The 22065-nt window shown below is 62.5% G+C and carries 20 protein-coding genes; 15 read left to right on the top strand and 5 right to left on the bottom strand.

Annotation, left to right across the window (positions count from 1 at the left end):
• Positions 1-95 precede the first annotated feature (95 nt).
• Together lipA and RSO67_RS01600 are read left to right on the top strand one after the other, a co-directional pair.
• Entirely contained in the window at positions 96-1055 is a 960-nt protein-coding gene (gene lipA, locus RSO67_RS01605) for a lipoyl synthase (RefSeq protein ID WP_315842057.1), read from the top strand.
• Positions 1056-1065: 10 nt separating this feature from the next.
• On the top strand, positions 1066-1551 hold the full coding sequence (locus RSO67_RS01600; RefSeq protein WP_175369007.1) for a type II toxin-antitoxin system RatA family toxin: 486 nt from the start codon (positions 1066-1068) through the stop codon (positions 1549-1551).
• On the opposite strand, the gene RSO67_RS01595 is transcribed toward RSO67_RS01600, so the two are convergent.
• The gene (locus tag RSO67_RS01595; protein WP_315842056.1) at positions 1541-2164 is read right to left on the bottom strand and encodes a CinA family protein; all 624 of its coding nucleotides are present in this window, start codon (positions 2162-2164) and stop codon (positions 1541-1543) included. The two genes, RSO67_RS01600 and RSO67_RS01595, sit on opposite strands and share 11 nt — an antisense overlap.
• A gap of 1 nt (position 2165) precedes the next feature.
• Complete coding sequence (locus tag RSO67_RS01590) at positions 2166-3362, bottom strand: bifunctional 2-C-methyl-D-erythritol 4-phosphate cytidylyltransferase/2-C-methyl-D-erythritol 2,4-cyclodiphosphate synthase (protein ID WP_315842055.1); 1197 nt, start codon at positions 3360-3362, stop codon at positions 2166-2168.
• Between the two features lie 313 nt (positions 3363-3675).
• Between RSO67_RS01590 and dusB the strand changes: the two genes are divergently transcribed.
• From dusB to hflX, 8 genes are all read left to right on the top strand, one after another.
• Entirely contained in the window at positions 3676-4629 is a 954-nt protein-coding gene (gene dusB / locus RSO67_RS01585; protein ID WP_315844144.1) for a tRNA dihydrouridine synthase DusB, read from the top strand.
• Positions 4626-5804 (top strand): nitrogen regulation protein NR(II), encoded by a 1179-nt coding sequence (locus tag RSO67_RS01580; protein ID WP_315842054.1) that lies wholly within the window; start codon positions 4626-4628, stop codon positions 5802-5804. Before dusB ends, RSO67_RS01580 begins: the two co-directional genes overlap by 4 nt.
• A 14-nt stretch (positions 5805-5818) precedes the next feature.
• Positions 5819-7261, top strand: coding sequence for a nitrogen regulation protein NR(I) (ntrC, locus tag RSO67_RS01575; RefSeq protein ID WP_315842053.1), 1443 nt, complete (start codon positions 5819-5821; stop codon positions 7259-7261).
• A 192-nt stretch (positions 7262-7453) separates the two neighbouring features.
• Positions 7454-9739 carry a PAS domain-containing sensor histidine kinase gene (locus RSO67_RS01570; RefSeq protein ID WP_315842052.1) on the top strand — a complete coding sequence of 762 codons (2286 nt, stop codon included), beginning with the start codon at positions 7454-7456 and terminating at the stop codon, positions 9737-9739.
• Positions 9740-9771: 32 nt separating this feature from the next.
• Entirely contained in the window at positions 9772-11142 is a 1371-nt protein-coding gene (locus RSO67_RS01565) for a sigma-54-dependent transcriptional regulator (RefSeq protein ID WP_089264305.1), read from the top strand.
• 45 nt (positions 11143-11187) lie between these two features.
• The gene (locus tag RSO67_RS01560) at positions 11188-12045 is read left to right on the top strand and encodes a D-amino-acid transaminase (protein WP_068731836.1); all 858 of its coding nucleotides are present in this window, start codon (positions 11188-11190) and stop codon (positions 12043-12045) included.
• A 187-nt stretch (positions 12046-12232) separates the two neighbouring features.
• Positions 12233-12478 carry an RNA chaperone Hfq gene (gene hfq / locus RSO67_RS01555; protein WP_068731834.1) on the top strand — a complete coding sequence of 82 codons (246 nt, stop codon included), beginning with the start codon at positions 12233-12235 and terminating at the stop codon, positions 12476-12478.
• 23 nt (positions 12479-12501) lie between these two features.
• The gene (gene hflX / locus RSO67_RS01550) at positions 12502-13884 is read left to right on the top strand and encodes a GTPase HflX (protein ID WP_315842051.1); all 1383 of its coding nucleotides are present in this window, start codon (positions 12502-12504) and stop codon (positions 13882-13884) included.
• 3 nt (positions 13885-13887) lie between these two features.
• Here the strand turns inward: hflX and mazG are convergent, their stop codons facing one another.
• Positions 13888-14703, bottom strand: a complete 816-nt coding sequence (gene mazG, locus RSO67_RS01545; protein ID WP_315842050.1) for a nucleoside triphosphate pyrophosphohydrolase — start codon at positions 14701-14703, stop codon at positions 13888-13890.
• A gap of 119 nt (positions 14704-14822) precedes the next feature.
• Here mazG and queC point away from each other — a divergent pair, with 119 nt between their 5' ends.
• On the top strand, positions 14823-15539 hold the full coding sequence (gene queC / locus RSO67_RS01540; RefSeq protein WP_315842049.1) for a 7-cyano-7-deazaguanine synthase QueC: 717 nt from the start codon (positions 14823-14825) through the stop codon (positions 15537-15539).
• Here queC and RSO67_RS01535 read toward each other — a convergent pair.
• Entirely contained in the window at positions 15536-16435 is a 900-nt protein-coding gene (locus RSO67_RS01535; protein WP_315842048.1) for a dihydrodipicolinate synthase family protein, read from the bottom strand. The two genes, queC and RSO67_RS01535, sit on opposite strands and share 4 nt — an antisense overlap.
• Before the next feature lie 213 nt (positions 16436-16648).
• Positions 16649-17413, bottom strand: a complete 765-nt coding sequence (locus RSO67_RS01530) for an SDR family NAD(P)-dependent oxidoreductase (protein ID WP_315842047.1) — start codon at positions 17411-17413, stop codon at positions 16649-16651.
• Between the two features lie 304 nt (positions 17414-17717).
• On the opposite strand from RSO67_RS01530, the gene RSO67_RS01525 reads away from it, so the two are divergent.
• The 4 genes from RSO67_RS01525 (at position 17718) to RSO67_RS01510 (ending at position 22050) form a co-directional block, all read left to right on the top strand.
• Complete coding sequence (locus tag RSO67_RS01525; protein ID WP_315842046.1) at positions 17718-18491, top strand: FadR/GntR family transcriptional regulator; 774 nt, start codon at positions 17718-17720, stop codon at positions 18489-18491.
• Between the two features lie 11 nt (positions 18492-18502).
• Positions 18503-19936, top strand: coding sequence for an FAD-binding oxidoreductase (locus tag RSO67_RS01520; protein ID WP_315842045.1), 1434 nt, complete (start codon positions 18503-18505; stop codon positions 19934-19936).
• 50 nt (positions 19937-19986) lie between these two features.
• Positions 19987-20964 carry a tripartite tricarboxylate transporter substrate binding protein gene (locus RSO67_RS01515; protein ID WP_315842044.1) on the top strand — a complete coding sequence of 326 codons (978 nt, stop codon included), beginning with the start codon at positions 19987-19989 and terminating at the stop codon, positions 20962-20964.
• A 108-nt stretch (positions 20965-21072) separates the two neighbouring features.
• Complete coding sequence (locus RSO67_RS01510) at positions 21073-22050, top strand: tripartite tricarboxylate transporter substrate binding protein (protein WP_315842043.1); 978 nt, start codon at positions 21073-21075, stop codon at positions 22048-22050.
• Positions 22051-22065 lie beyond the last annotated feature (15 nt).

Here is a 22065-nt window from a genome sequence, read left to right as displayed (position 1 = left end):
CTGCTATGTTACGATGCAGGGCCGGGCAAGGCGAGGGCGGGTTGCAGGATAGGGCCCGGCGGATTACCTAAGGCTTCACTCAGAACGGACAGTTCATGGTCGTCGTCCTCGATACCGTTTCCACCACACCGCTCCGCCCGCGTCACCCTGAAAAAGTGAATCGCCCGGATCTGTTCTCGCCGCCGAAGCCGGATTGGATCCGGGTCCGTGCGCCGACCAGCCGTGGCTATGGCGACACCCGCAAGATCGTCAAGGAGAACGGCCTCGTTACCGTGTGCGAGGAAGCTGGCTGCCCGAATATCGGCGAGTGCTGGCAGAAGAAGCACGCCACCTTCATGATCATGGGTGACACCTGCACCCGCGCCTGTGCGTTCTGTAACGTCAAAACCGGCATGCCTAACGCGCTCGACGGCATGGAGCCCGAGCATGTGGCCGAAGCCGTGCGCAAGCTCGGCCTGCATCACGTGGTCATCACCTCGGTGGACCGCGACGATCTCGCCGATGGCGGCGCCGAACATTTTGCGCAGACGATTCGCGCCATTCGCGCGGCATGTCCCACGACCACCATCGAAATCCTGACGCCTGACTTCCTGCGCAAGCCGGGCGCCCTCGAAGTCGTCGTCGCGGCGAAGCCCGACGTGTTTAACCACAATCTCGAAACCGTGCCGTCGCGCTATCTGACAGTGCGACCGGGCGCGCGCTATTTCCATTCGCTGCGCCTGCTGCAGAAGGTCAAGGAACTCGACCCGACCATCTTCACCAAATCCGGCATCATGGTCGGCCTCGGCGAGGAGCGCCACGAGGTGCTGCAGGTGATGGACGACATGCGTTCCGCCGATATCGACTTCCTCACGATCGGCCAGTATCTGCAGCCGACGCGCAAGCATCACGTGGTGTCGCGCTACGTCACGCCGGATGAATTCGCGGGCTATGAGAAAGTCGCCTACACCAAGGGCTTCCTGATGGTGTCGGCGAGCCCGCTGACGCGCTCGTCGCATCATGCCGGCGAGGATTTCGCCAAGCTGCAGGCTGCGCGCGCCGCTCTCGCGCGCTGAGAACGCGACGATGCCGAGATTTGCCAACAAGCGCCGCGTGCGTCACAGCGCCTCCCAGATGTTCGATCTGGTTGCCGATGTCGAGCGCTATCCGGAATTCGTACCGCTGTGCAAGTCGCTGAAGATTCGCCAGCGTACGCCGCAGGAGAATGGCACCGAGGTCATTGTTGCCGACATGACTGTGTCGTTCAAGCTGGTGCAGGAATCCTTCACCAGCCGCGTGACGCTGGATCGGCCGAACCTGAAGATCATGGTCGAATATCTGCGTGGTCCGTTCAGCAATCTCGAAAACCGCTGGACCTTTGAGCCGAAGGCTGAAGGTCAGGAATGCGACGTCGGCTTCTTCATCGCCTATGAGTTCAAGAGCCGCATGCTGGCGATGCTGATGGGCACGATGTTCGATGCTGCATTCCAGCGCTTTGCCGTAGCCTTCGAGAAGCGCGCGGACGAAGTTTATCGCAGCCCGCGCGTCTCAAGCGTTCCGTCTACTTCTTAGTCGTCGGCTTTTTTAGCGGTGCGGTCGGCCTGCGTCGTTTGACGGCGGTCCGTCGCGGCGACCGTGCCACGCGCGGGCGCGCCAGGCTCGCTGCTTCGCGCTTCTTGGCCGGCGGCTGTGGCCCACGAGCCAATTCCATCAGCATCCGTAGAGCTTCAAGCACGGAACGCTGACGCACCGCGCTACGGCCGATGGCGCCGAAACGGCATTCCTTATTGACGATGCGGCCGTCACGCGCCGCTACGGCAAAATGCACGAGGCCGACCGGCTTGCCCGGCGTTGCACCACCGGGGCCAGCGATTCCCGTGATCGAGACCGCGAGATCGACATCCGCTTCTTCGAGCGCGCCGACCGCCATCTGGATCGCCGTCTCCTTGCTGACCGCACCAAAGCTGTCGAGCGTCGCCGTCTTGACGCCGAGCATCGCGTGTTTGGCGGCATTGGAATAGGTGACGAAGCCGCGATCGATCACGTCGGACGAGCCGGGAATTTCGGTCAGTGCGCCAGCGACAAGGCCGCCGGTGCAGGACTCGGCGGTCGCGATCGTCAGCTTGCGGCTGCGGCAGAGATCGAGCAGCGCGCGGGAGAGGGCTCGTGCGTCGCTCGCTGCCATGTCAGTCCATCCAGGGAAGGCGAATGGTAGCAGCCGCAGTCGCGGCGATACCTTCTTCACGGCCGGTGAAGCCGAGACGTTCGCTGGTGGTCGCCTTCACCGCGACGCGCGATAGCGCCACGCCGGAGATCTCGCTGATCTTCTCGCGCATCGCATCGCGCAGCGGGCCGATTTTGGGCCGCTCGCAGATCAGCGTCACTTCGAGATTGGCGATACGGCCACCGCGTGCGGTGACGCGATCGACGGCGTATTTCAGGAATTTGTCAGACGCCGCGCCCTTCCACTGGGGATCGCTCGGCGGGAAGTGCGAACCGATATCACCATCAGCCAGCGCGCCCAGGATCGCATCTACCAATGCATGCAGGCCGACGTCGCCATCGGAATGCGCGAGAAAGCCCCGCGTATGCGGGACGCGGACGCCGCAGATCATCAGATGATCGCCGTCGCCGAAGGCGTGCACGTCATAGCCCGTGCCCATACGGATATCGCCGAGCGAGGCGGCGAGACGCGCTTCTTCGCGAATGAAATCTTCGGGAGTCGTGAGCTTCATATTTGCAAGATCGCCTTCAAAGGTTGCCACGGTCAATCCCGCCCATTCGGCGAGCGCGGCATCATCGGTGAAATCATCGCGGCCTTCCTTTGCAGCACGACGATGCGCTTCAAGGATGACATCAAAACGAAATGCCTGTGGCGTTTGCGCGCTGCGCAAGCGTGCACGGTCCGGCGTCGCTTCCACGTGTCCGGCCTCGTTGACCTGTTTGATCGTATCGGTAACGGCGACGCCGGGCACCGCAGCGCCAGTGATCTGTGCCGCGGCGATCGCGCGCTCGATCAAAGCAGGGGTCACGAACGGGCGGGCTGCATCGTGAATCAGCACGATGTCCGGCGCGTGATCTGCCAGTGCTTCCAGTCCGGCATGCACCGACGCCTGACGCGTCGCACCGCCATTGGCAGGAACATGATACCTCAGATCGCTGACCGCCTCGTTGAAGATCGCGATGTCGTCGGGATTTGTAATCGGCTGGACCGCAAAGACCTGGGGATGGTTGCAGAACGGCTCCATAGCCCGCGAGATAACGCTGCGGCCTCCGATCATGCGATATTGCTTCGGTGCACCGGCGCCAGCGCGGAGGCCGCGGCCAGCGGCAACAATAATGGCGGCTGTCTTCAAACCGGCAGGATTAGGTGATTTTGTCATCAGGGTCAGGTGATTAAGGGGTAAGCGGTGATCGCACAGCCCTTAGCACGGCCGCGGGCAAAAACAGTATGATTACATTCTCGTGGCTGCATAAGAGTGCATTGCTGCACTGCACTTGCAAAATGAGCGCATCTGTCTAATGTGTAGGCATGACGGTTGACTGCACAACAAATGTGCGCATTATGCGCCCTATGCCCGCAATGCAGCGGACGAGACAACGACGAGCAGGTCTGTGACCACCCCGGACTCAGTATATAGCAAGCCGTTACAAATCGGTGGCATCGAGATCGCCAACCGGGTCGTTCTGGCGCCGATGTCGGGTATCACCGATGCGCCGTTCCGGCGGCTCACCGCCGAACTCGGGGCCGGCCTCGTCGTGTCAGAAATGACCGCCAGCGATGATCTCGTCAATGGTCGTCCCATGTCGGTATTGCGCTGCGAAGCGACCGGGATTGGCCCACATGTGGTCCAGCTGGCCGGCTGTGAGACCCACTGGATGGCCGAGGGGGCCCGTGTGGCCGAAGCCGCCGGCGCCGACATCATCGATATCAATATGGGCTGCCCGGCGCGGCACGTCACAGGTGGCCAGTCGGGCTCGGCGCTGATGCGCGACCTCGACCACGCATTGAAGCTGATCGAAGCGACCATCGCTGCCGTGAAAGTGCCTGTGACTCTCAAAATGCGACTGGGCTGGGACGATCGCACGCTGAATGCGCCCGAGCTTGCGAAGCGCGCGGAAGAGGCGGGTGTGCAGCTCATCACCGTGCACGGCCGCACCCGTTGCCAGTTCTACAAGGGCGAAGCCGACTGGAGCGCTGTGCGCCCGGTGAAGGACGCGGTGAGCATCCCAGTGATCGTCAATGGTGACATCACCTCCTACGACAAGGCGGTGAGTGCGCTGAAGATGTCCGGCGCCGATGCCGTGATGATGGGGCGGGGCGCGCAGGGCATGCCGTGGCTGCCCGGCCAGATTGGCCGACGTCTCGAAAACGGCATCGCGGAAGCCGTGCCGTCGCTGCAGCAGCAGCTCGCTTATATCTGTGCCCTCTACGACGATGTTGTCCGTCACTACGGCCTGCGCATCGGCCTGCGCCACGCGCGCAAACATCTCGGCTGGGCGCTCGATGCGGCCGCGGCTACGAGCTGCGCGCCGGCTGAGACCCTGACGACCTGGCGACAGAAGATCCTTACATCCGAAGATCCCTCCGGTGTGCAGCGATCTCTGAATGACGCTTTTGATGATTTCGCATGGAGTGCTGCCGCATGAACGCCGCAGAGCACCGTCGCCCTGTCCCGACCGACAGTGAGGCCATTCTCAACGCACTACCGAATCCGGTGATCCTGATCGCACCCGATGGCAAGATCGTCGACGCCAATATGGCTGCAGAATCCTTTTTCGAGATTTCTACGCAGTTCCTGCGCAGGCAGTCTCTGAAAGAGTTGGTGCCATTCGGCAGTCCGCTGCTGGCGCTGATCGATCAGGTTCGCGCCGCCGGTTCGCCGGTGAACGAATACAAGGTGGATCTGGGCACGCCCCGCATCGGCGGCGACCGTCAGGTCGATCTGCATGTCGCGCCGCTCACAGAGCGTCCCGGACATATTGTGGTGATGCTGCAGGAGCGCACCATTGCCGACAAGATGGATCGGCAGCTCACCCATCGCAGCGCGGCCCGGTCGGTGATCGCACTGGCGGCCATGCTGGCGCATGAAATCAAGAATCCGCTGTCGGGCATTCGCGGCGCCGCACAGCTTCTGGAGCAGTCGGCATCGTCCGAAGACCGCATGCTGACGCGGCTGATCATGGACGAGGCCGACCGCATCGTGACGCTGGTCGACCGCATGGAAGTGTTCGGCGACGACCGTCCGGTGGCGCGCGGCCCGGTCAACATTCACTCCGTGCTCGATCACGTGAAGCGCCTCGCGCAGTCGGGCTTTGCCCGCAACATCCGCTTCATCGAGGATTACGACCCGTCGCTGCCGCCCGTGCTGGCCAATCAGGATCAGCTGATTCAGGTGTTCCTGAATCTGGTGAAGAACGCCGCGGAAGCCATCGTCGATCTCGGCTCCGACGGCGAAATCCAGCTCACCACCGCGTTCCGGCCGGGCGTGCGGCTGTCGGTGCCGGGCAAGAAATCGCGCGTATCATTGCCGCTGGAGTTCTGCGTCAAGGACAACGGCCCCGGCGTTCCCGAAGATCTGCTGCCCAACCTGTTCGATCCCTTCGTCACCACCAAGCCCACCGGAAGCGGCCTGGGTCTTGCATTGGTTGCGAAGATTGTCGGCGATCACGGTGGGATCATCGAATGTGAATCTCAGCCACGAAAGACGACGTTTCGCGTGCTGTTGCCGATGTTCAACCCCGCCAAGAAATTGGACGACAAGACCCTTGATCCGAGCAGCGCCGATGCCCCCGCGGCCTCGACGCACACCTCACAGACGTAAGACGAGGACTAACGATGGCTGCAGGTAGCATTCTGGTTGCGGACGATGATACGGCGATCCGCACCGTCCTCAATCAGGCGCTGTCGCGCGCCGGATATGAGGTTCGCCTGACCGGGAACGCAGCCACGTTGTGGCGCTGGGTCAGCCAGGGCGAGGGCGACCTTGTGATCACCGACGTGGTGATGCCCGACGAGAACGCGTTCGATCTGCTGCCGCGTATCAAGAAGATGCGCCCCAATCTGCCGGTTATCGTGATGAGCGCGCAGAACACCTTCATGACCGCGATCCGCGCGTCGGAACGCGGCGCCTATGAGTATCTGCCGAAGCCGTTCGATCTGAAGGAACTGATCGCGATTGTCGGCCGCGCTTTGGCGGAGCCGAAGGAGCGTGTCGCCAGCCACGCCGATGACGGCGAGTTCGACTCGATCCCGCTGGTCGGCCGCTCGCCGGCGATGCAGGAAATCTACCGCGTCCTCGCCCGCCTGATGCAGACCGATCTGACGGTGATGATCTCCGGCGAGTCCGGCACCGGCAAGGAACTGGTGGCCCGCGCGCTGCACGACTACGGCAAGCGCCGCAACGGCCCGTTCGTGGCGGTCAACATGGCGGCGATCCCGCGCGATCTTATCGAATCCGAATTGTTCGGCCATGAGCGCGGCGCCTTCACCGGCGCCAATGCCCGCGCCACCGGCCGCTTCGAGCAGGCCGAAGGGGGCACTCTGTTTCTGGACGAAATCGGCGACATGCCGATGGAAGCCCAGACACGTTTGTTGCGCGTGCTGCAGCAGGGCGAATACACGACCGTTGGCGGCCGCACGCCGATCAAGACCGACGTGCGTATCGTCGCCGCCTCCAACAAGGATCTGCGTATCCTGATCCAGCAGGGCCTGTTCCGCGAGGATCTGTTCTTCCGCCTCAACGTCGTGCCGCTGCGGCTACCGCCGCTGCGCGAGCGCATCGAGGATCTGCCCGATCTGATCCGCCACTTCTTTGCACTCGCGGAGAAGGATGGCCTGCCGCCGAAGAAGCTCGACGCCCTGGCGCTCGAGCGCATGAAGCAGCATCGCTGGCCGGGCAACGTCCGCGAACTCGAAAACCTCGCACGCCGCCTCGCGGCATTGTATCCGCAGGACGTTATCACCGGCTCGGTGATCGACGGCGAACTGGCGCCGCCCGCTGTGGCCTCGGGTGGTAGCGCGCCGACTGGCGTGGATAATCTCGGTGGGGCCGTCGAGGTCTATCTGTCCTCGCACTTCTCCGGTTTCCCGAACGGCGTGCCGCCGCCGGGTCTCTATCACCGCATTCTCCGCGAGATCGAGGTACCGCTGCTGACCGCAGCACTGGCCGCGACCCGAGGCAACCAGATCCGCGCTGCGGATCTGCTCGGCCTCAACCGCAACACCCTGCGGAAGAAGATTCGCGACCTCGACATTCAGGTCTATCGAACCGGCGGCTGATCCCGGCAGTGAGATCGAGTAATTCCAGGGTTTGAAACGCAAAAACAAACGAAAACGCAGGGTATGCGTTTTCGTTGGCTAGTCTGCGCCGTGGATTTGTCGTAATTGGGCAACATTGTTGTATGATTGCATCAGTGCGGTCCGGGCTGTCTCCGGCAGCCGCACGGCGTCCACGCTCACCACATTGTCGGAATGACCAGCGCAGACACGTCGGCTACAGCCTATGAACCGTCGATGGCGGAGCCGCGCAGGTGGACCCTGCGACGGCTGTTCGTACCATTGGCTGTCGGCCTGGCGCTCCTGTCGTCATGCCTGACCTTCCTCGTCCTGAACGGCCTTACGCCAATCGCGCCGACCCATCAGGTTGTCGTCACCTTCCTTCTGATCAATGCCGCCAGCGTCCTCCTGCTGGTCCTGATCATTGCGCGGGAGATCTGGAAGGTTGTCCAGGCGCGTCGCAGGGGCAGGGCGGCGGCCCGGCTGCATGTGCAGATCGTCAGCCTGTTCTCGGTGATCGCCGTACTGCCGGCGGTGCTCGTCTCGATCGTCGCCAATGTGACCCTCGACCGCGGCCTCGACCGGCTGTTCTCCGGCCCAACCAAGGCGGTCATCAACAATTCGCTCGTGATTGCCAGTGCCTATCTGCACGAGCACGGCCAGTTGATTGGCGGCGATATCCTCGGCATGGCCGACGATCTCGCGCGCATCCAGCCGCTTTTCTATCAGGACCGCGGTACGTTCCGTTCGTTGATGCTGGCAAATGCAACCGCGCGCAATCTGCCGGGCGCCATGTTGATCGACAAGGATCGCAATGTCATCGAACCCGACCAGCCTGGCATCAAACAGGAATTCTCACCGCCGCCGGCAGACTTTCTCGTCAATGTCAGCGCATCCGAGCCGGCCATCGCTGTGATCCCCGAGGGAAACTACGTCGCCGCCGTGATCCGATTGCGAGCGTTCGACAATATGTTCCTCTATGTCGCCCGCAAGCTCGATCCGCGCGTGGTCGCGCAGATGAACCAGAGCCAGGCGGGTGCGGCCGAATATGCCGAACTGGAATCGCGCAGACTCGGCATTCAGGTCGCCTTCGCGCTGATGTTCACCGTGATCGCACTGACGGTGCTGATGTCCGCCGTGCTGATCGGGCTGAATTTCGCCAACTGGCTGGTGGCGCCGATCCGCCGCCTGATGGGCGCTGCGAACATGGTTTCGACCGGTGATCTTCATGTCCAGGTGCCGGTGATCCAGTCGGAGGGCGATCTCGCCCATCTCGGCGAGACTTTCAACAAGATGACGCAGGAGCTGCGTACCCAGCGTGACGAACTGGTCAGCGCCAGCGACGTCATCGACAGCCGCCGCCGTTTCATCGAGGCGGTGTTATCATCGGCCAGCGCCGGCATCATCGGCGTCGACGGCTCGAACATGATCGGCATTCTCAACCGCTCGGCCGAGAAGCTTGTCGGACATTCGGAGTCCGAGACGCTGGGCCATCCGCTGCACGAGATCATTCCCGAGCTCGACGAATTGATGCAGACCGCACGCGAGGGATCGCAGCGGCTGGTGCAAGGACAGGTGACGATCACCCGCGACGGGCAGGAGCGCAATCTGTCGGTGCGCGTCAGCGCCGAACAGACCAGCCAGTCGCGCGACAGCTACATCATCACCCTCGACGACATCACCGAACTCGTCTCGGCACAGCGCACCTCGGCCTGGGCCGATGTGGCGCGCCGCATCGCGCATGAGATCAAAAATCCGCTGACGCCGATCCAGCTCTCTGCCGAGCGCATCAAGCGCAAGTTCGGCAAGGTGATCGTCGACGACAAGGCGATCTTCGAACAATGCACCGATACCATCGTCCGGCAGGTCGATGACATCCGGCGCATGGTCGACGAATTTTCGCGCTTTGCGCGCATGCCCAAACCCGTGATCGAGGGTGAGGATGTCGCCGACACTGTGCGTCAGGCCGTATTCCTGATGCGGGTCGGTCACCCCGACCTCGACATCTCCGCCGAGATCAAGGAAGAGCCGATGCGCGCGCGGTTCGACCGCCGGCTGATCTCGCAGGCGCTCACCAATATCATCAAGAATGCGACAGAGGCGATCGAGGCCGTGCCGCCAGAGGAACTTGGCAAAGGTCGTATTGGCGTCACAGCGTCGCGCGAGAACGACATGATCGTGATCGACGTGATCGACAACGGCATCGGTCTGCCGACCGTCAACAGGTCGCGTTTGCTCGAACCCTATGTCACGACTCGCGAGAAGGGCACTGGCCTCGGCCTCGCGATCGTCGGCAAGGTGCTCGAGGATCACGGTGGAGGCATCGAACTTGGTGACGCATCGAGTGTTCGTCCAGGACAGCGCGGTGCCTGGATGCGACTGCGGTTTTCCATCTCCGGTCAGAAGGCTGACGCGGATAAGAGTGAACCGGAAGCCCCGCCTGATGACGAACCGAAGATCAAAACTGCTACCGGCAACTGACAAGAATAAACGTGACCAGGATATTTTGACCCATGGCAAATGACATTCTGATCGTCGACGACGAAGCCGATATTCGCGATCTTGTTGCGGGCATTCTGGACGATGAGGGCTTCACCACCCGCACAGCACGAGACAGCGATTCCGCGCTCGCGGAAATCGCCAATCGCCGCCCCAACATGGTGTTTCTGGACATCTGGCTGCAGGGCAGCAAGCTCGACGGCCTGCAACTGCTCGAGCAGGTCAAGCGCGACAATCCCGAATTGCCTGTGGTGATGATCTCAGGCCACGGCAATATCGAAACCGCGGTCGCGGCGATCAAGCGTGGCGCCTATGACTTCATCGAAAAGCCGTTCAAGGCTGACCGGCTGATCCTTGTCGCGACGCGCGCGCTCGAGACATCGCGGCTGAAACGCGAAGTCAAGGAACTGAAGCAACTCGCGCCGGTCGCCAATTCGCTGACCGGGCGCTCCGCCGCCATGAACCAGCTGCGCCAGACCATCGATCGCGCCGCCAAGGCCAATAGCCGCATTCTCATCGTCGGCCCGTCGGGCGCCGGTAAGGAGCTCGCCGCGCGCACGCTGCACACGGCCTCTGCCCGCTCCACGGGACCGTTCGTCGTTATCAACGCTGCTGCGATTACGCCGGAGCGCATGGAAGTCGAACTGTTCGGCATCGAACAGTCCAATGGCGAACAGGCGCGTAAGGCAGGAGCCCTGGAAGAGGCTCATGGTGGCACGCTATTCATCGATGAGATCGGCGATCTGCCCCGCGAGACCCAGAACAAGATCTTGCGCGTGCTGGTCGATCAGACTTTCATGCGGGCAGGGGGCACCACCAAGGTCAATGTCGACGTCCGCATCATTTCGTCGACCGCGCGCAATCTCGAAGAAGAAATCGCCGAGGGTCGTTTCCGTGAGGATCTCTATCATCGCCTCTCGGTGGTGCCGATCCGCGTGCCGCCGCTGTCCGAGCACCGCGAGGATATTCCGGAGCTCATCGAATATTTCATGGAGCAGATCTCCATCGCGACGGGCCTGCCGAAACGGCAGATCGGCGAGGATGCCATGGCGGTCCTGCAATCCCACGTCTGGCCCGGCAATATCCGCCAGCTTCGCAACAACGTCGAACGCGTCATGATCCTCGCCGGCGGCGGGCCGGAAGTGATCATCACCGCCGACATGCTGCCGCAGGATGTCGGTTCGATGGTGCCGTCGATGCCCACCAGCAATAATGGCGAGCACATCATGGGTCTGCCGCTGCGCGAAGCCCGCGAAGTGTTCGAGCGCGATTATCTGATTGCGCAGATCAGCCGTTTCTCGGGTAATATCTCGCGCACCGCCGAATTCGTCGGCATGGAGCGCTCCGCCTTGCACCGCAAGCTCAAAGCGCTCGGTGTCGGCTAAATCACTCATCTCACCTCAAGCTTCAACTCAAGCCTCGGAACGAACATGTCGCGCATCGCCTATGTGAATGGTCAATACGTCAACCTGCGCGATGCCGCCGTGAACGTCGAGGACCGCGGCTATCAATTCGCTGATGGCATTTACGAGGTCTGCGAGATCATCGGCGGCAAGATGGTCGACTTTCCCCGCCATATTGCGCGCATGCAGAGATCATTGCGGGAGCTGCGCATCGCCGAGGCCATGCCGCTGACATCGCTCAAGGTGGTGATGCAGGAAGTCATTCGCCGCAATCGCATCAATTACGGCATTGTCTATCTGCAGATCAGCCGCGGCGTCGCCCATCGCGATCATGGATTTCCGTCGCCGGATGTGAAGCCCAGCGTGGTCGTGACGGCGAAATCGCTCAACTTCGCCAAGAACCAGGCGACTGCTGCCAAGGGCGTGAAGGTCATCACCACGGCCGAGAATCGCTGGCCGCGCGTCGACATCAAGACTGTCGGTCTGCTGCCCAATGTGCTGGCGCGACAGGAAGCCCGCGACAAGGGCGCCTATGAGGCCTGGTATGTCGACGCTGACGGTTTCGTCACCGAGGGCGCGTCGTGCAACGCCTGGATCGTCACCAAGGACGGCAAGGTGGTTACGCGCACGGCCGTATCAGGCATTCTCGCAGGCATCACCCGCGCCGTACTGATCGAGGTCCTGGCCTCGATGCAGCTCAAGCTGGAAGAGCGGAACTTCACACCGGCAGAGGCTTATGACGCCGCGGAAGCCTTCGTCTCGTCGGCGAGTCAGATCGTGATGCCGGTCATCAATATCGATGGCAAACCGATCGGTGACGGCAAGCCTGGTGGTATCGCGACGCGCCTGAGGCAGGAATTCCATAAATTCGCAGCGATTTCATAAAATTTGCCGCGCTTTTAGGCACCAATTCCGCGTTCCGGCTTGCCTAAAAAGCGCGCCTGCCGTCTAATCACGTCGTCGCGCTCCCGGAGGGGGATCTCAGGGGAAAGTGCGGCAGCTTGGTAAGGCCCCGGAGAGGGCTGCGCCGGGTTCAAAAAAAGCAACAAAACAGACTGCGGGATTAAAAAAAATGGCGGCAGACCGCGCACAAAATCTACAGGACACCTTCCTCAACCACGTACGCAAGACCAAGACTCCGCTCACGATCTTTCTGGTGAACGGCGTCAAATTGCAGGGCATTGTCACCTGGTTCGATAATTTCTGTCTTCTGCTCCGGCGCGACGGACACTCGCAGCTGGTGTATAAGCATGCGATCTCGACCATCATGCCGGGCGCACCGATTCAGCTTTTTGAGGGTGGCGAGGATCCGGCTTGAGCGAACTCCTGAGAGACGCTTGATTGGAATTTCGTAGCTTCGAAGGCAATGCTGCCGACCGACCCTCGGCCAGCAGCGAATCGACCGGCCGCGTTCTCGTGGTCGGTCCTTATCTGCGCGAACGGCGGGGCGACGCCGACGCGCAAGCCTATTCTCATGTCCGCGATACGGAAGCCCGGCTCGAAGAGGCGGTCGGTCTCGCACGCGCCATCGACCTGACCGTGGTCGAGGCCGTAGCCGCGCCGCTGAGCCAGATCCGCCCGGCCACCTATCTCGGCAAGGGCAAGGTCGAGGAGATCGCCGGCCTGATCGCGGCGAACGAGATCGGCATCGTGGTGATGGACTGCGCGCTGTCGCCAATCCAGCAGCGCAATCTCGAAAAGGAACTGAAGGCCAAGGTGCTCGACCGCACCGGCCTCATCCTCGAAATCTTCGGCCGCCGCGCCAAGACCAAGGAAGGCACGCTGCAGGTCGAGCTTGCGCATCTCAATTATCAGCGCAGCCGTCTGGTCCGGTCGTGGACCCATCTGGAGCGCCAGCGCGGCGGCTTCGGCTTCATGGGCGGCCCCGGCGAAACCCAGATCGAGGCCGATCGCCGCATGATCGGCGACCGCATCGCGCGGTTAGAGGCCGATCTCAGGAAAGTGCAGGCGACGCGGCGCCTGCATCGCGCCGGTCGCCAGCGCGTGCCGTATCGCGTCGTCGCTCTCGTCGGCTACACCAATGCCGGCAAGTCGACGCTGTTCAACCGCCTGACCCGCGCCGACGTGCAGGCCGAGGATATGTTGTTCGCGACCCTCGATCCGACGCTGCGTGCGCTCACGCTGCCGCATGGCGGCAAGGCGATGCTGTCGGACACGGTGGGCTTCATCTCCAATCTGCCGACCCAGCTCGTGGCGGCCTTCCGCGCGACGCTGGAAGAGGTGCTGGAAGCCGACATCATCCTGCATGTTCGCGACATCTCGCACGAAGACGCCGACGCGCAGCAGAGCGACGTCGACAAGGTTTTGCGCCAGCTCGGCATCGATACCGATGCATCGGCACGCATCCTCGAAGTCTGGAACAAGATCGATCGTTTCTCGCCGGACGAGCGCGAGAACCTCGCCAATATCGCTGCCCGCCGTCCGCCCGAGAAGCCGTGTTTCATGGTCTCGGCAGAGACAGGCGAGGGCATCGATGCGCTGCTCAACGCCATCGAGGAGCGGCTTGCCGCGGCACGCGTGACGCTGGATCTGCAAATAGATGCCGCCGATGGCGCCGGCGTGAGCTGGCTACATCGCAATGCCGAGATTCTCGTGAAGGAGCTTCACGACGGGCATTTTGACATGGTGGTGCGCGTCGATGAGACGAAGCGCGATGTGGTGATCAGCAAATACGGCGCGGTGTTGCATCCCGTGGACTACTGACGGCTACTCCGCGCCCTTCGCCTCGTTCCACAGCGCATCCATCTGTTCGAGCGACGCCTCCTGCAGCGAGCTTCCCTTCGTCGCGAGCGCCCGTTCGATATAGCCGAAGCGCCGTTCGAATTTCGCATTGGTGCCGCGGAGCGCCAGCTCCGGATCGGCCTTCACATGCCGCGCGAGATTGACCAGCGCGAACATCAGATCGCCGGTCTCGGCTGCCACTTCGCTCTGGTCGCCGCGATCGAGCGCTGCTTCAATCTCGTCAGCTTCCTCGCGGATTTTCGCCAGCACCGCGCGTGGGTCGTTCCAGTCGAAGCCGACGCTGGAGGCTTTTGTCTGCAGCTCCATGGCGTGGCTCAACGCCGGTTGCCCGGTCTTGACGCTGGCCAGGAATGAGGAGGGTGGCGGAACGTCCACGCCGCGCCGCGCAGCACGCTCAGCCTTTTCCTCGGCCTTGATGCGGTCCCAGACGCCCTTCACATGGCCAAGCGTCAGGTTGCCGTCCTTGTCGGCGAATACATGCGGATGCCGGCGGATCATCTTGCGGGTGATCGCCTCCACGACGTCGCCGAACGCGAATGCGTTCTGCTCTTCGGCCATCCGGGCGTGGAACACCACCTGCAGCAGGAGATCGCCGAGTTCGTCGCAGAGGTCATGGAGATCGTGTCGGGCGACGGCATCGGCGACCTCATAGGCTTCCTCGATCGTATAGGGCGCGATACTCGCGAAATCCTGCTCCAGATCCCATGGGCAGCCCGTCACGGGCGTGCGCAACTGGGCCATGATCTCGATCAGGCCGGCGATATCGCGGGAAGGGGTCATGAGGCACCAAGTTTCACAGCAGGAGCCTTTGCTATGCCGCAGGACGGCGGCGTGGCCCAGCGGAAATGCCTGGTTTTGCCTGTCTTTCACACAGCTCTGGGGAGTGCTATCTGCAGCCCATGAGCGACACTTTCCCAGATCAAACCGCGCTGGTGCTGTTCTCCGGCGGCCAGGATTCCGCAACCTGTCTGGCCTGGGCGCTGGCGCGCTTCAAACGCGTCGAGATGCTCGGCTTCGCTTACGGCCAGCGCCATGCCATCGAGCTCGATAGCCGCGACAAGCTGCTGGCCGGTGTGAAGGCATTAAATGCCGACTGGGCCACCAAACTTGGCGACAGCCACACGCTGGATATCCCGACGCTGTCAGCGATCTCCGATACCGCGCTGACGCGCGACGTCGCCATCGAGATGGGCGCCGACGGGCTGCCCAATACGTTCGTGCCCGGCCGCAATCTGGTGTTCCTGACATTCGCCGCAGCGCTGGCCTATCGACGCGGCATCATCCACATCATCGGCGGCATGTGCGAGACGGATTACTCCGGCTATCCCGACTGCCGCGACGACACCATCAAGGCGCTGCAGCAGGCGCTCAATCTCGGCATGGCCAAGAATTTCACGCTGCACACACCGCTGATGTGGCGCGACAAGGCGGCGACCTGGGCGCTGGCGCATGAGCTTGGCGGGCAGGGCCTCGTCGACCTGATCCGCGAACACTCGCACACCTGCTATCTCGGCGAACGAGGGTCGCTGCACGACTGGGGCTATGGCTGCGGCAAATGCCCGGCCTGCGAACTGCGCGCCAAAGGCTGGCGCGCATTCGCAGCCACGGCTGTCTAGACGGACAGCGACTCGCGGACCTTGGCAGCTTCAGCAGCGCCGAGGCCGGTCAGCGGCGGCCGCACCCGCAGCCAGTTGTCATTGTTGTCGCGCTTCGCCAGCAGCACCTTCAGCGAGGGAAGCTGCACATAAGTGGACACCGCATTGCGCGTCGCCACGATCCGGTCCTGCGCGGCGGTGACTTCAGCCTGTTTTGCTGGGTCGTTGAAGCCGTTGAATACGGTGGCAAGTTCACGGCCGACAAGGTTCGACGCCGCCGTGATGCAGCCGGCGCCGCCCATCGGCAGTAGCTTGAGCATCAGGGGATCGGCGCCAACCAGCACCGAGAAACCCGGGAAGCGATCGACGATGGCGCTCATATTGGCGAACTCGCCCGCGGAATCCTTGATGCCGACTACGATTTCCGGGAAGCGCTTGCGCAACCGATCGATGACGTCGAGCGAGATCGGCACCGCCGACATCTGCGGGATGTGATAGAGCACGACGCGCAGGCGCGGATCGGCGACGCGCTCGATCACAGCCGTATAGGCATCGACGATGCCATCATCGGACACGCCCTTGTAGTAGAACGGCGGCAGCATCACGACAGCGCCGACGCCATTGGCAACCGCGTGTTTCGTGAGCTCGACCGTTTCCATGATCGACGCAACGCCGGTGCCCGGCAGCAGCTTCGACGGCGCGATCCCCGACTTCACCACGGCGTCCAGCAGCGCCATGCGCTCGCGGGACGACAGCGAATTGGCTTCGCCAGTCGTGCCGAGCATGGCGATGCCGGTGCAGCCGTCATCGAGCAGGCGCTGGCAGTGGGAGGTGAACAGGCGCTGATCCACCGACAGGTCGGCATTGAAGGGTGTGGTCGCGGCGCAGTAGACGCCGGTCGGGAAGGGAGCTGTCATCGTTGTGCTCTTTCGGGTGCGTGTTGCAGGAGTTCTTCTAACGAAGCGCTGGTGTTTCCCTCGCCCCGCTTGCGGGGAGAGGGTGGCGCGGACGAAGTCCGCGACGGGTGAGGGGGACTCTCAGCTTCACTCGCAGACTCCCCCTCACCCGAGGCCTTCATGCTTCGCATGCTGGCCTCGACCTCTCCCCGCGAGCGGGGAGAGGTTAGAACCTCACGGCATGATCTGCCCGCCATTCACCTCGATGACCTGGCCGGTAATGTAGCTGCTCATGGTCTCGTCGGCGAGGAACTGATAGGCGCCGACGCAATCCTCCGGCGTGCCGATCCGGCCCAGCGGGATGCCCTGGCGGGCGCCTTCAAGCTGCTCCGCGGTCGAATAGCGCTGGTGGAACGGCGTCATGATCACGCCCGGTGCCACCGCATTGGCGCGCACGTTGAACGGAGCCAGCTCCTTCGCCAGCACACGCGTGATGGTCGAGACAAAACCCTTGGCCGAGCCATAGAGACCGGCGCCGCCGCTGCCGCCATTGCGGGCCGCAACCGACGTCGTGTTGATGATCGAGCCTGAACGCTGCGTCTCCATGATCTTCGCTACCTTGCGGCAGGCGAAAAACACCGAGCCGATATTGAGATCAACCACGTCGTCATACTGTTCGTCGGTGGCATTGGCGATCGAAGTGCGGCCGAACATGGCGCCGGCATTGTTGATCAGCACGTCGATGCGGCCGAGTTTGGCATGGGCCTCCTCGATCACGCGCGCAGCTTCAGCGCGCTCCGACACGTCGCCGCGGAGCAGGTCGGCCGTGCCACCGCTCGCACGGATATTCGCGACCACTTCCTCGGCGCCTTCCGGATTGCCGTTGTAGTGCACGATCAGCCTGGCACCGAGGGCGCCGAATTTCTTCGCCACGGCAGCGCCGATGCCGGAGCTTGCGCCGATGATCACGATAGCCTTGCCGTTCAGTCCGTTGGTCACGCCTGGTCCTTTCCGATTGAGCGAGCGTTCGACCACGATTTCAGCAACCTGACAAGTTGCCAGCGATTGTGCGATGCAGCACGGTATTTGATTAGATCATGCGATTTAACCTCTACATATCAATGCAATAGAACCGCGGTAGCCCATCCGCTCGACATTGACATGTTGACAAGTTTGCCACCGTCTCTCATGGTCGCCGAAATTTTTGGGCGAGGAAGTGTTTCCATGCGACAGCGCTCCCGAGCGATCGGACTGTCACACGAAACCTCCGCCGCCATCCCTGTAAGCTGCGGTTTGACCGATCATGAAGCCGATTGATCCCTCTGAATTGCCTGAATTGCCTGAAGTGCCGCGTCCGCGCGGTGCTGCCGCACGCGGTGCCGCCGGTTCGCTCGTCGACAAGGTCTATGGCGAACTCGCGCAGCGCATCGCCAATGGCGACTACGCACCGGACCAGAAGCTGCCCGGCGAGCACGAACTCGCTGATATGTTCGATGTCTCTCGCCCGGTACTGCGCGAAGCCCTTGGCCGATTGCGCGAGGACGGCCTGATCACGTCCCGACAGGGCGCGGGCAGTTTCGTGCAGATGCGTGCGCAGCAACAACCGCTCGGCTTCGCACGGGTCGAGACTATCGCCGATATCCAGCGCTGCTTCGAATTCCGCATCACCATGGAATCCGATGCCGCGCATTTCGCGGCGCGCCGACGCAGCGACGACAATCTCGGCAAGATGGAAGCAGCACTCGGCCTGCTGCGCGAGGCGACGAAGAAGCGCAAGCATCGCGAAGACGCTGACTATGCTTTCCATCTCGCCGTGTCCGAGGCGACCAATAACCACTATTTCGCGACCTCGTTGAACGCTCTCAAGGACCACGTCGCTGTCGGCATGAAGCTGCACGGCCTGTCGCTGATGGGCCCGCGGCCCGGCCTTGAGCAGGTGTTCGAGGAACACAGCAGTATTTTTGAAGCGATCCGTGATCGCGACGCCGAAGCGGCGCGCACGGCCATGCGTCTCCATCTCGAAAGCTCGCGCGATCGCCTGTTCGAAGGCCGATTGCTCGACCTCTCGTTCCGGTGAGGGAGAGTGAATTGACCGACCATACTGCATTCCTTGCAACACTCGCCCGCATTGTCGGTGACCCCCGTCACGTCATCGGCCCCGGCGGCGATTTCGAACCTTATGTGGTGGACTGGCGCGGCCGCTATCACGGCAAGGCGCTGGCCGTCGTGAAGCCCGGCTCGACGCAGGAAGTCTCCGACGTGGTCAAGGCCTGCGCGGCCGCCGGCATCGCTATCGTACCGCAGGGCGGCAATACCGGCATGTGCGGCGCGGCGACCCCGCTCGGCAAGCGCGACATGATCGTGTTGCGTCTCGATCGCCTCAACAAGATCCGCAGCGTCAGCCGTCTCGGTGACTCCATCGCCGTCGACGCCGGCTGCATCCTCGCCGACATCCAGAAGGCTGCCGACGATATCGACCGCCTGTTTCCGCTCAGCCTTGGCGCTGAAGGTTCGTGCCAGATCGGCGGCAATCTCTCCACCAATGCCGGCGGCACCGCCGTGTTGCGCTACGGTACCACACGCGAACTCGCGCTAGGCCTCGAAGTCGTGCTGCCCGATGGCGAGATCCTCGACGGCATGACGGCCTTGCGAAAGGACTCCACGGGCTTCGACACCAAGCAGCTCTTCATCGGTGCCGAAGGTACGCTCGGCATTATCACAGGCGCGGTGCTGAAGCTGTTTCCGAAGCCGCGGGCGAGGGCAGTGTCCTTTGCCAAGCTGAACAGCATCGACGCGGTACTCGACCTGCTCGCGCAGGCACGTACCGAACTCGGTGACCGCATCGGCGCCTTCGAGGTGATGTCGCGCGGCCAGATCGAGGTGATCGCCGAGAATCTGCCGCTGGTGAATATCCCGTTCGAGCTGGATACGCCGTGGTATGTGCTGATCGAACTCGTCGATACGCTGGTGTCGGTGGATCTGAATGCAGCGCTCGAAGCGTTGCTTAGCGGTGCCTATGAGCGCGAGCTGATCACCGATGCGCTTGTGGCCTCCAGCGAGACCCAGGCCGCAGCGTTCTGGAAAATCCGCCACAGCGTGTCGGAAGGCAGCAAGAAGGCCGGTTACGTCATCTCGCACGACAGCGCTGTGCCCCTGTCGCAGCAGGCGACGTTCGTCACGCAGGTGGAGAAGCGCATCGCCGCCTATCGGCCTGATGCCCGCATCGTGATGCACGGCCATATCGGCGACGGCAACATCCACATTCTCGCGATCATTCCAGGCCTCGAGCAGAACCAGAAGGATCAGATCCAGGACACGATCCGCGGCATCAACACCATCGTCGATGAAGAGACCGTCGCGCTCGGCGGCAGCATCAGTGCCGAGCACGGCATCGGCATCGCCAATCGCGAGCGGCTGGCACGCGTCACCAAGCCCACCGAGCTGCGACTCTTGCGCAGCGTCAAGCAGATGCTCGATCCGAACGACATCATGAATCCCGGAAAAGTGCTGCCTGCGCAATAAGCGCGGCTGCAAGCATTCATCAGAATACCCATTCGAGAAGAGGAACACGCATGAAGATCAAATCCATCCTCATGGCCGCCTGCGTCGCCTTTGGCGCCGTCGGGCAGGCGAGCGCGCAAGATGCGAAATACCCCACCAAGCCGATCACCATCGTCGTGCCCTTCGCGGCGGGTGGCACGGTGGACATCATCGCGCGCATGGTGTCGGAGAACCTGCAGAAGAAGCTCGGCGCCACCGTGCTGGTCGAAAATATGGGCGGCGCCGGTGGCAATATCGGCGTCAACCGTGTCGCCAAGGCTCAGCCCGATGGCTATACGATCGGCCTCGCCAGCACCTCGCCGCTGGCGATCGCGCCCTCGCTCTATGGCAGCAAGCTTCAGTTCCAGCCGGATAAGGATTTGGTGGCCTTCGCGCAAGTGAGCATCGTGCCCAACGTGCTGGTCGTGAATCCCGATCGCATCAAGGCCCGCACTGTGCCGGAGCTGATCGAATACATGAAGGCCAATCCAGACAAAGTGACGTTCGGCTCGGCCGGACCGGGCACGTCGCAGCATCTTGCCGGCGAGCTGTTCCAGCAGATGACCGGCACCAAGATGGTCCATGTGCCCTATAAGGGTTCGAGCCAGATGGTCACCGACCTGATCTCGGGTCAGATCGACATCGCCTTCGACAACGTTCCGCTGCTGCTGCCGCATGTGGCCGGCGGCAAGCTGGCGATGCTCGCCACGGCAACGCCGAAGCGCGCCGAGTTCGACGCGAATGTGCCGGCCGTCGCCGAATTCCTGCCGGGCTTCGAGGCTGTCGCATGGCACGGCTTCATCGCGCCGGCGGCAACGCCGAAGCCGATCGTCGACAAGCTCTCGGCGGAAATCCGCGAATTCATGAGCCTGCCGGAAACCAAGAAGAAGATGGCCGAACTCGGCGCAGTTGCCGTGGCGATCCCGCAGGATGAGTTCACCAAATACATCGCCAGCGAGACGCAGCGCTGGAAGGGTGTGATGGAGAAGGCCAACGTTACGATGAACTAGGCGACCGCGCAGGTGGTGACGACGTCACGTTCGTCACCACCCCCAATATCGAGCGTCCACCAAAGGACGCCGACGATCAAAATAGAAAAACACATGGAGGAATGTTCAATGAGACTTCGGTCAATCCTGATGGCTGCCTGCCTGACGCTCGGCACGCTCACGCAAGCGACGGCCCAGGACGCGAATTACCCGAGCCGCCCGATCACCAGCATCGTTCCGTTTGCCGCCGGCGGCACCGCCGATATCTTTGCGCGCATGGTGTCGGAGCATCTGCAGAAGAAGATGAGCGCGACGGTCATCATCGAGAATGTCGGCGGCGCCGGCAGCATCATCGGCGTCACCCGCGTCGCGCGCGCTGCGCCCGATGGCTACACGATCGGCCTTGCCAGCACCTCGGCGCTGTCGATCAATCCGACGCTGTATGGCGCAAAACTGTCCTACAATCCCGAAAAGGATCTCGTGCCGATCGCGCAGATCAGCATGGTGCCGAATGTGCTGGTGGTGAACCCGACCAGGATCGCGGCGCGCACGGTGCCGGACCTGATCACCTATATCAAAGCCAATCCCGACAAGGTGACATTCGGCTCGGCCGGCGTCGGTACCACGCAGCACCTTGCCGGCGAACTGTTCCAGCAGATGACCGGCACCAAGATGGTGCACGTGCCCTACAAGGGCTCGAGCCAAATGGTCACGGACTTGCTGAGCGGCCAGATCGATCTCGCCTTCGACAACGTACCACTGCTGCTGCCGCATGCGGCGGCCGGCAAGCTCGCGATGCTAGCGACGGCCTCGCCGAAGCGCGCCGAGTTCGATCCGAACCTGCCGGCAGTGTCCGAATTCCTGCCGGGTTTTGAAGCCGTCGCCTGGCACGGCTTCATGGCACCGGCCGGCACGCCAAAGGCCATCACCGACAAGCTCTCTGTCTCGATCCGCGAATTCATGCAGCAGCCGGAGACGAAGAAGAAGATGTCCGAGCTCGGCGCCGTCGCCGTGGCGGTCCCGCCGGATGAATTCGCCAAATACATCACCAGCGAAACGCAGCGCTGGAAGGGCGTAATCGAGAAGGCCAACATCACGATGAACTGACGCTGTGCCGTAGGG

This window comes from Tardiphaga sp. 709, assembly GCF_032401055.1.
GTDB lineage: Bacteria > Pseudomonadota > Alphaproteobacteria > Rhizobiales > Xanthobacteraceae > Tardiphaga.
Note: the sequence above shows the minus strand (reverse complement) of the source record. Positions and strands in the feature narration are given on the sequence as shown.

Excerpts from the sequence above, each read along its gene's own strand:
- hfq (WP_068731834.1), top strand. The coding sequence starts at position 12,233 with ATGGCGGCAGACCGCGCACAAAATCTACAGGACACCTTCCTCAACCAC.
- RSO67_RS01590 (WP_315842055.1), bottom strand. The coding sequence starts at position 3,362 with ATGACAAAATCACCTAATCCTGCCGGTTTGAAGACAGCCGCCATTATT.
- queC (WP_315842049.1), top strand. The coding sequence starts at position 14,823 with ATGAGCGACACTTTCCCAGATCAAACCGCGCTGGTGCTGTTCTCCGGC.
- RSO67_RS01535 (WP_315842048.1), bottom strand. The coding sequence starts at position 16,435 with ATGACAGCTCCCTTCCCGACCGGCGTCTACTGCGCCGCGACCACACCC.
- RSO67_RS01595 (WP_315842056.1), bottom strand. The coding sequence starts at position 2,164 with ATGGCAGCGAGCGACGCACGAGCCCTCTCCCGCGCGCTGCTCGATCTC.
- ntrC (WP_315842053.1), top strand. The coding sequence starts at position 5,819 with ATGGCTGCAGGTAGCATTCTGGTTGCGGACGATGATACGGCGATCCGC.
- mazG (WP_315842050.1), bottom strand. The coding sequence starts at position 14,703 with ATGACCCCTTCCCGCGATATCGCCGGCCTGATCGAGATCATGGCCCAG.
- RSO67_RS01510 (WP_315842043.1), top strand. The coding sequence starts at position 21,073 with ATGAGACTTCGGTCAATCCTGATGGCTGCCTGCCTGACGCTCGGCACG.
- RSO67_RS01525 (WP_315842046.1), top strand. The coding sequence starts at position 17,718 with ATGAAGCCGATTGATCCCTCTGAATTGCCTGAATTGCCTGAAGTGCCG.
- lipA (WP_315842057.1), top strand. The coding sequence starts at position 96 with ATGGTCGTCGTCCTCGATACCGTTTCCACCACACCGCTCCGCCCGCGT.
- RSO67_RS01565 (WP_089264305.1), top strand. The coding sequence starts at position 9,772 with ATGGCAAATGACATTCTGATCGTCGACGACGAAGCCGATATTCGCGAT.
- RSO67_RS01600 (WP_175369007.1), top strand. The coding sequence starts at position 1,066 with ATGCCGAGATTTGCCAACAAGCGCCGCGTGCGTCACAGCGCCTCCCAG.
- RSO67_RS01570 (WP_315842052.1), top strand. The coding sequence starts at position 7,454 with ATGACCAGCGCAGACACGTCGGCTACAGCCTATGAACCGTCGATGGCG.
- dusB (WP_315844144.1), top strand. The coding sequence starts at position 3,676 with ATGTCGGGTATCACCGATGCGCCGTTCCGGCGGCTCACCGCCGAACTC.
- RSO67_RS01515 (WP_315842044.1), top strand. The coding sequence starts at position 19,987 with ATGAAGATCAAATCCATCCTCATGGCCGCCTGCGTCGCCTTTGGCGCC.
- RSO67_RS01580 (WP_315842054.1), top strand. The coding sequence starts at position 4,626 with ATGAACGCCGCAGAGCACCGTCGCCCTGTCCCGACCGACAGTGAGGCC.
- RSO67_RS01560 (WP_068731836.1), top strand. The coding sequence starts at position 11,188 with ATGTCGCGCATCGCCTATGTGAATGGTCAATACGTCAACCTGCGCGAT.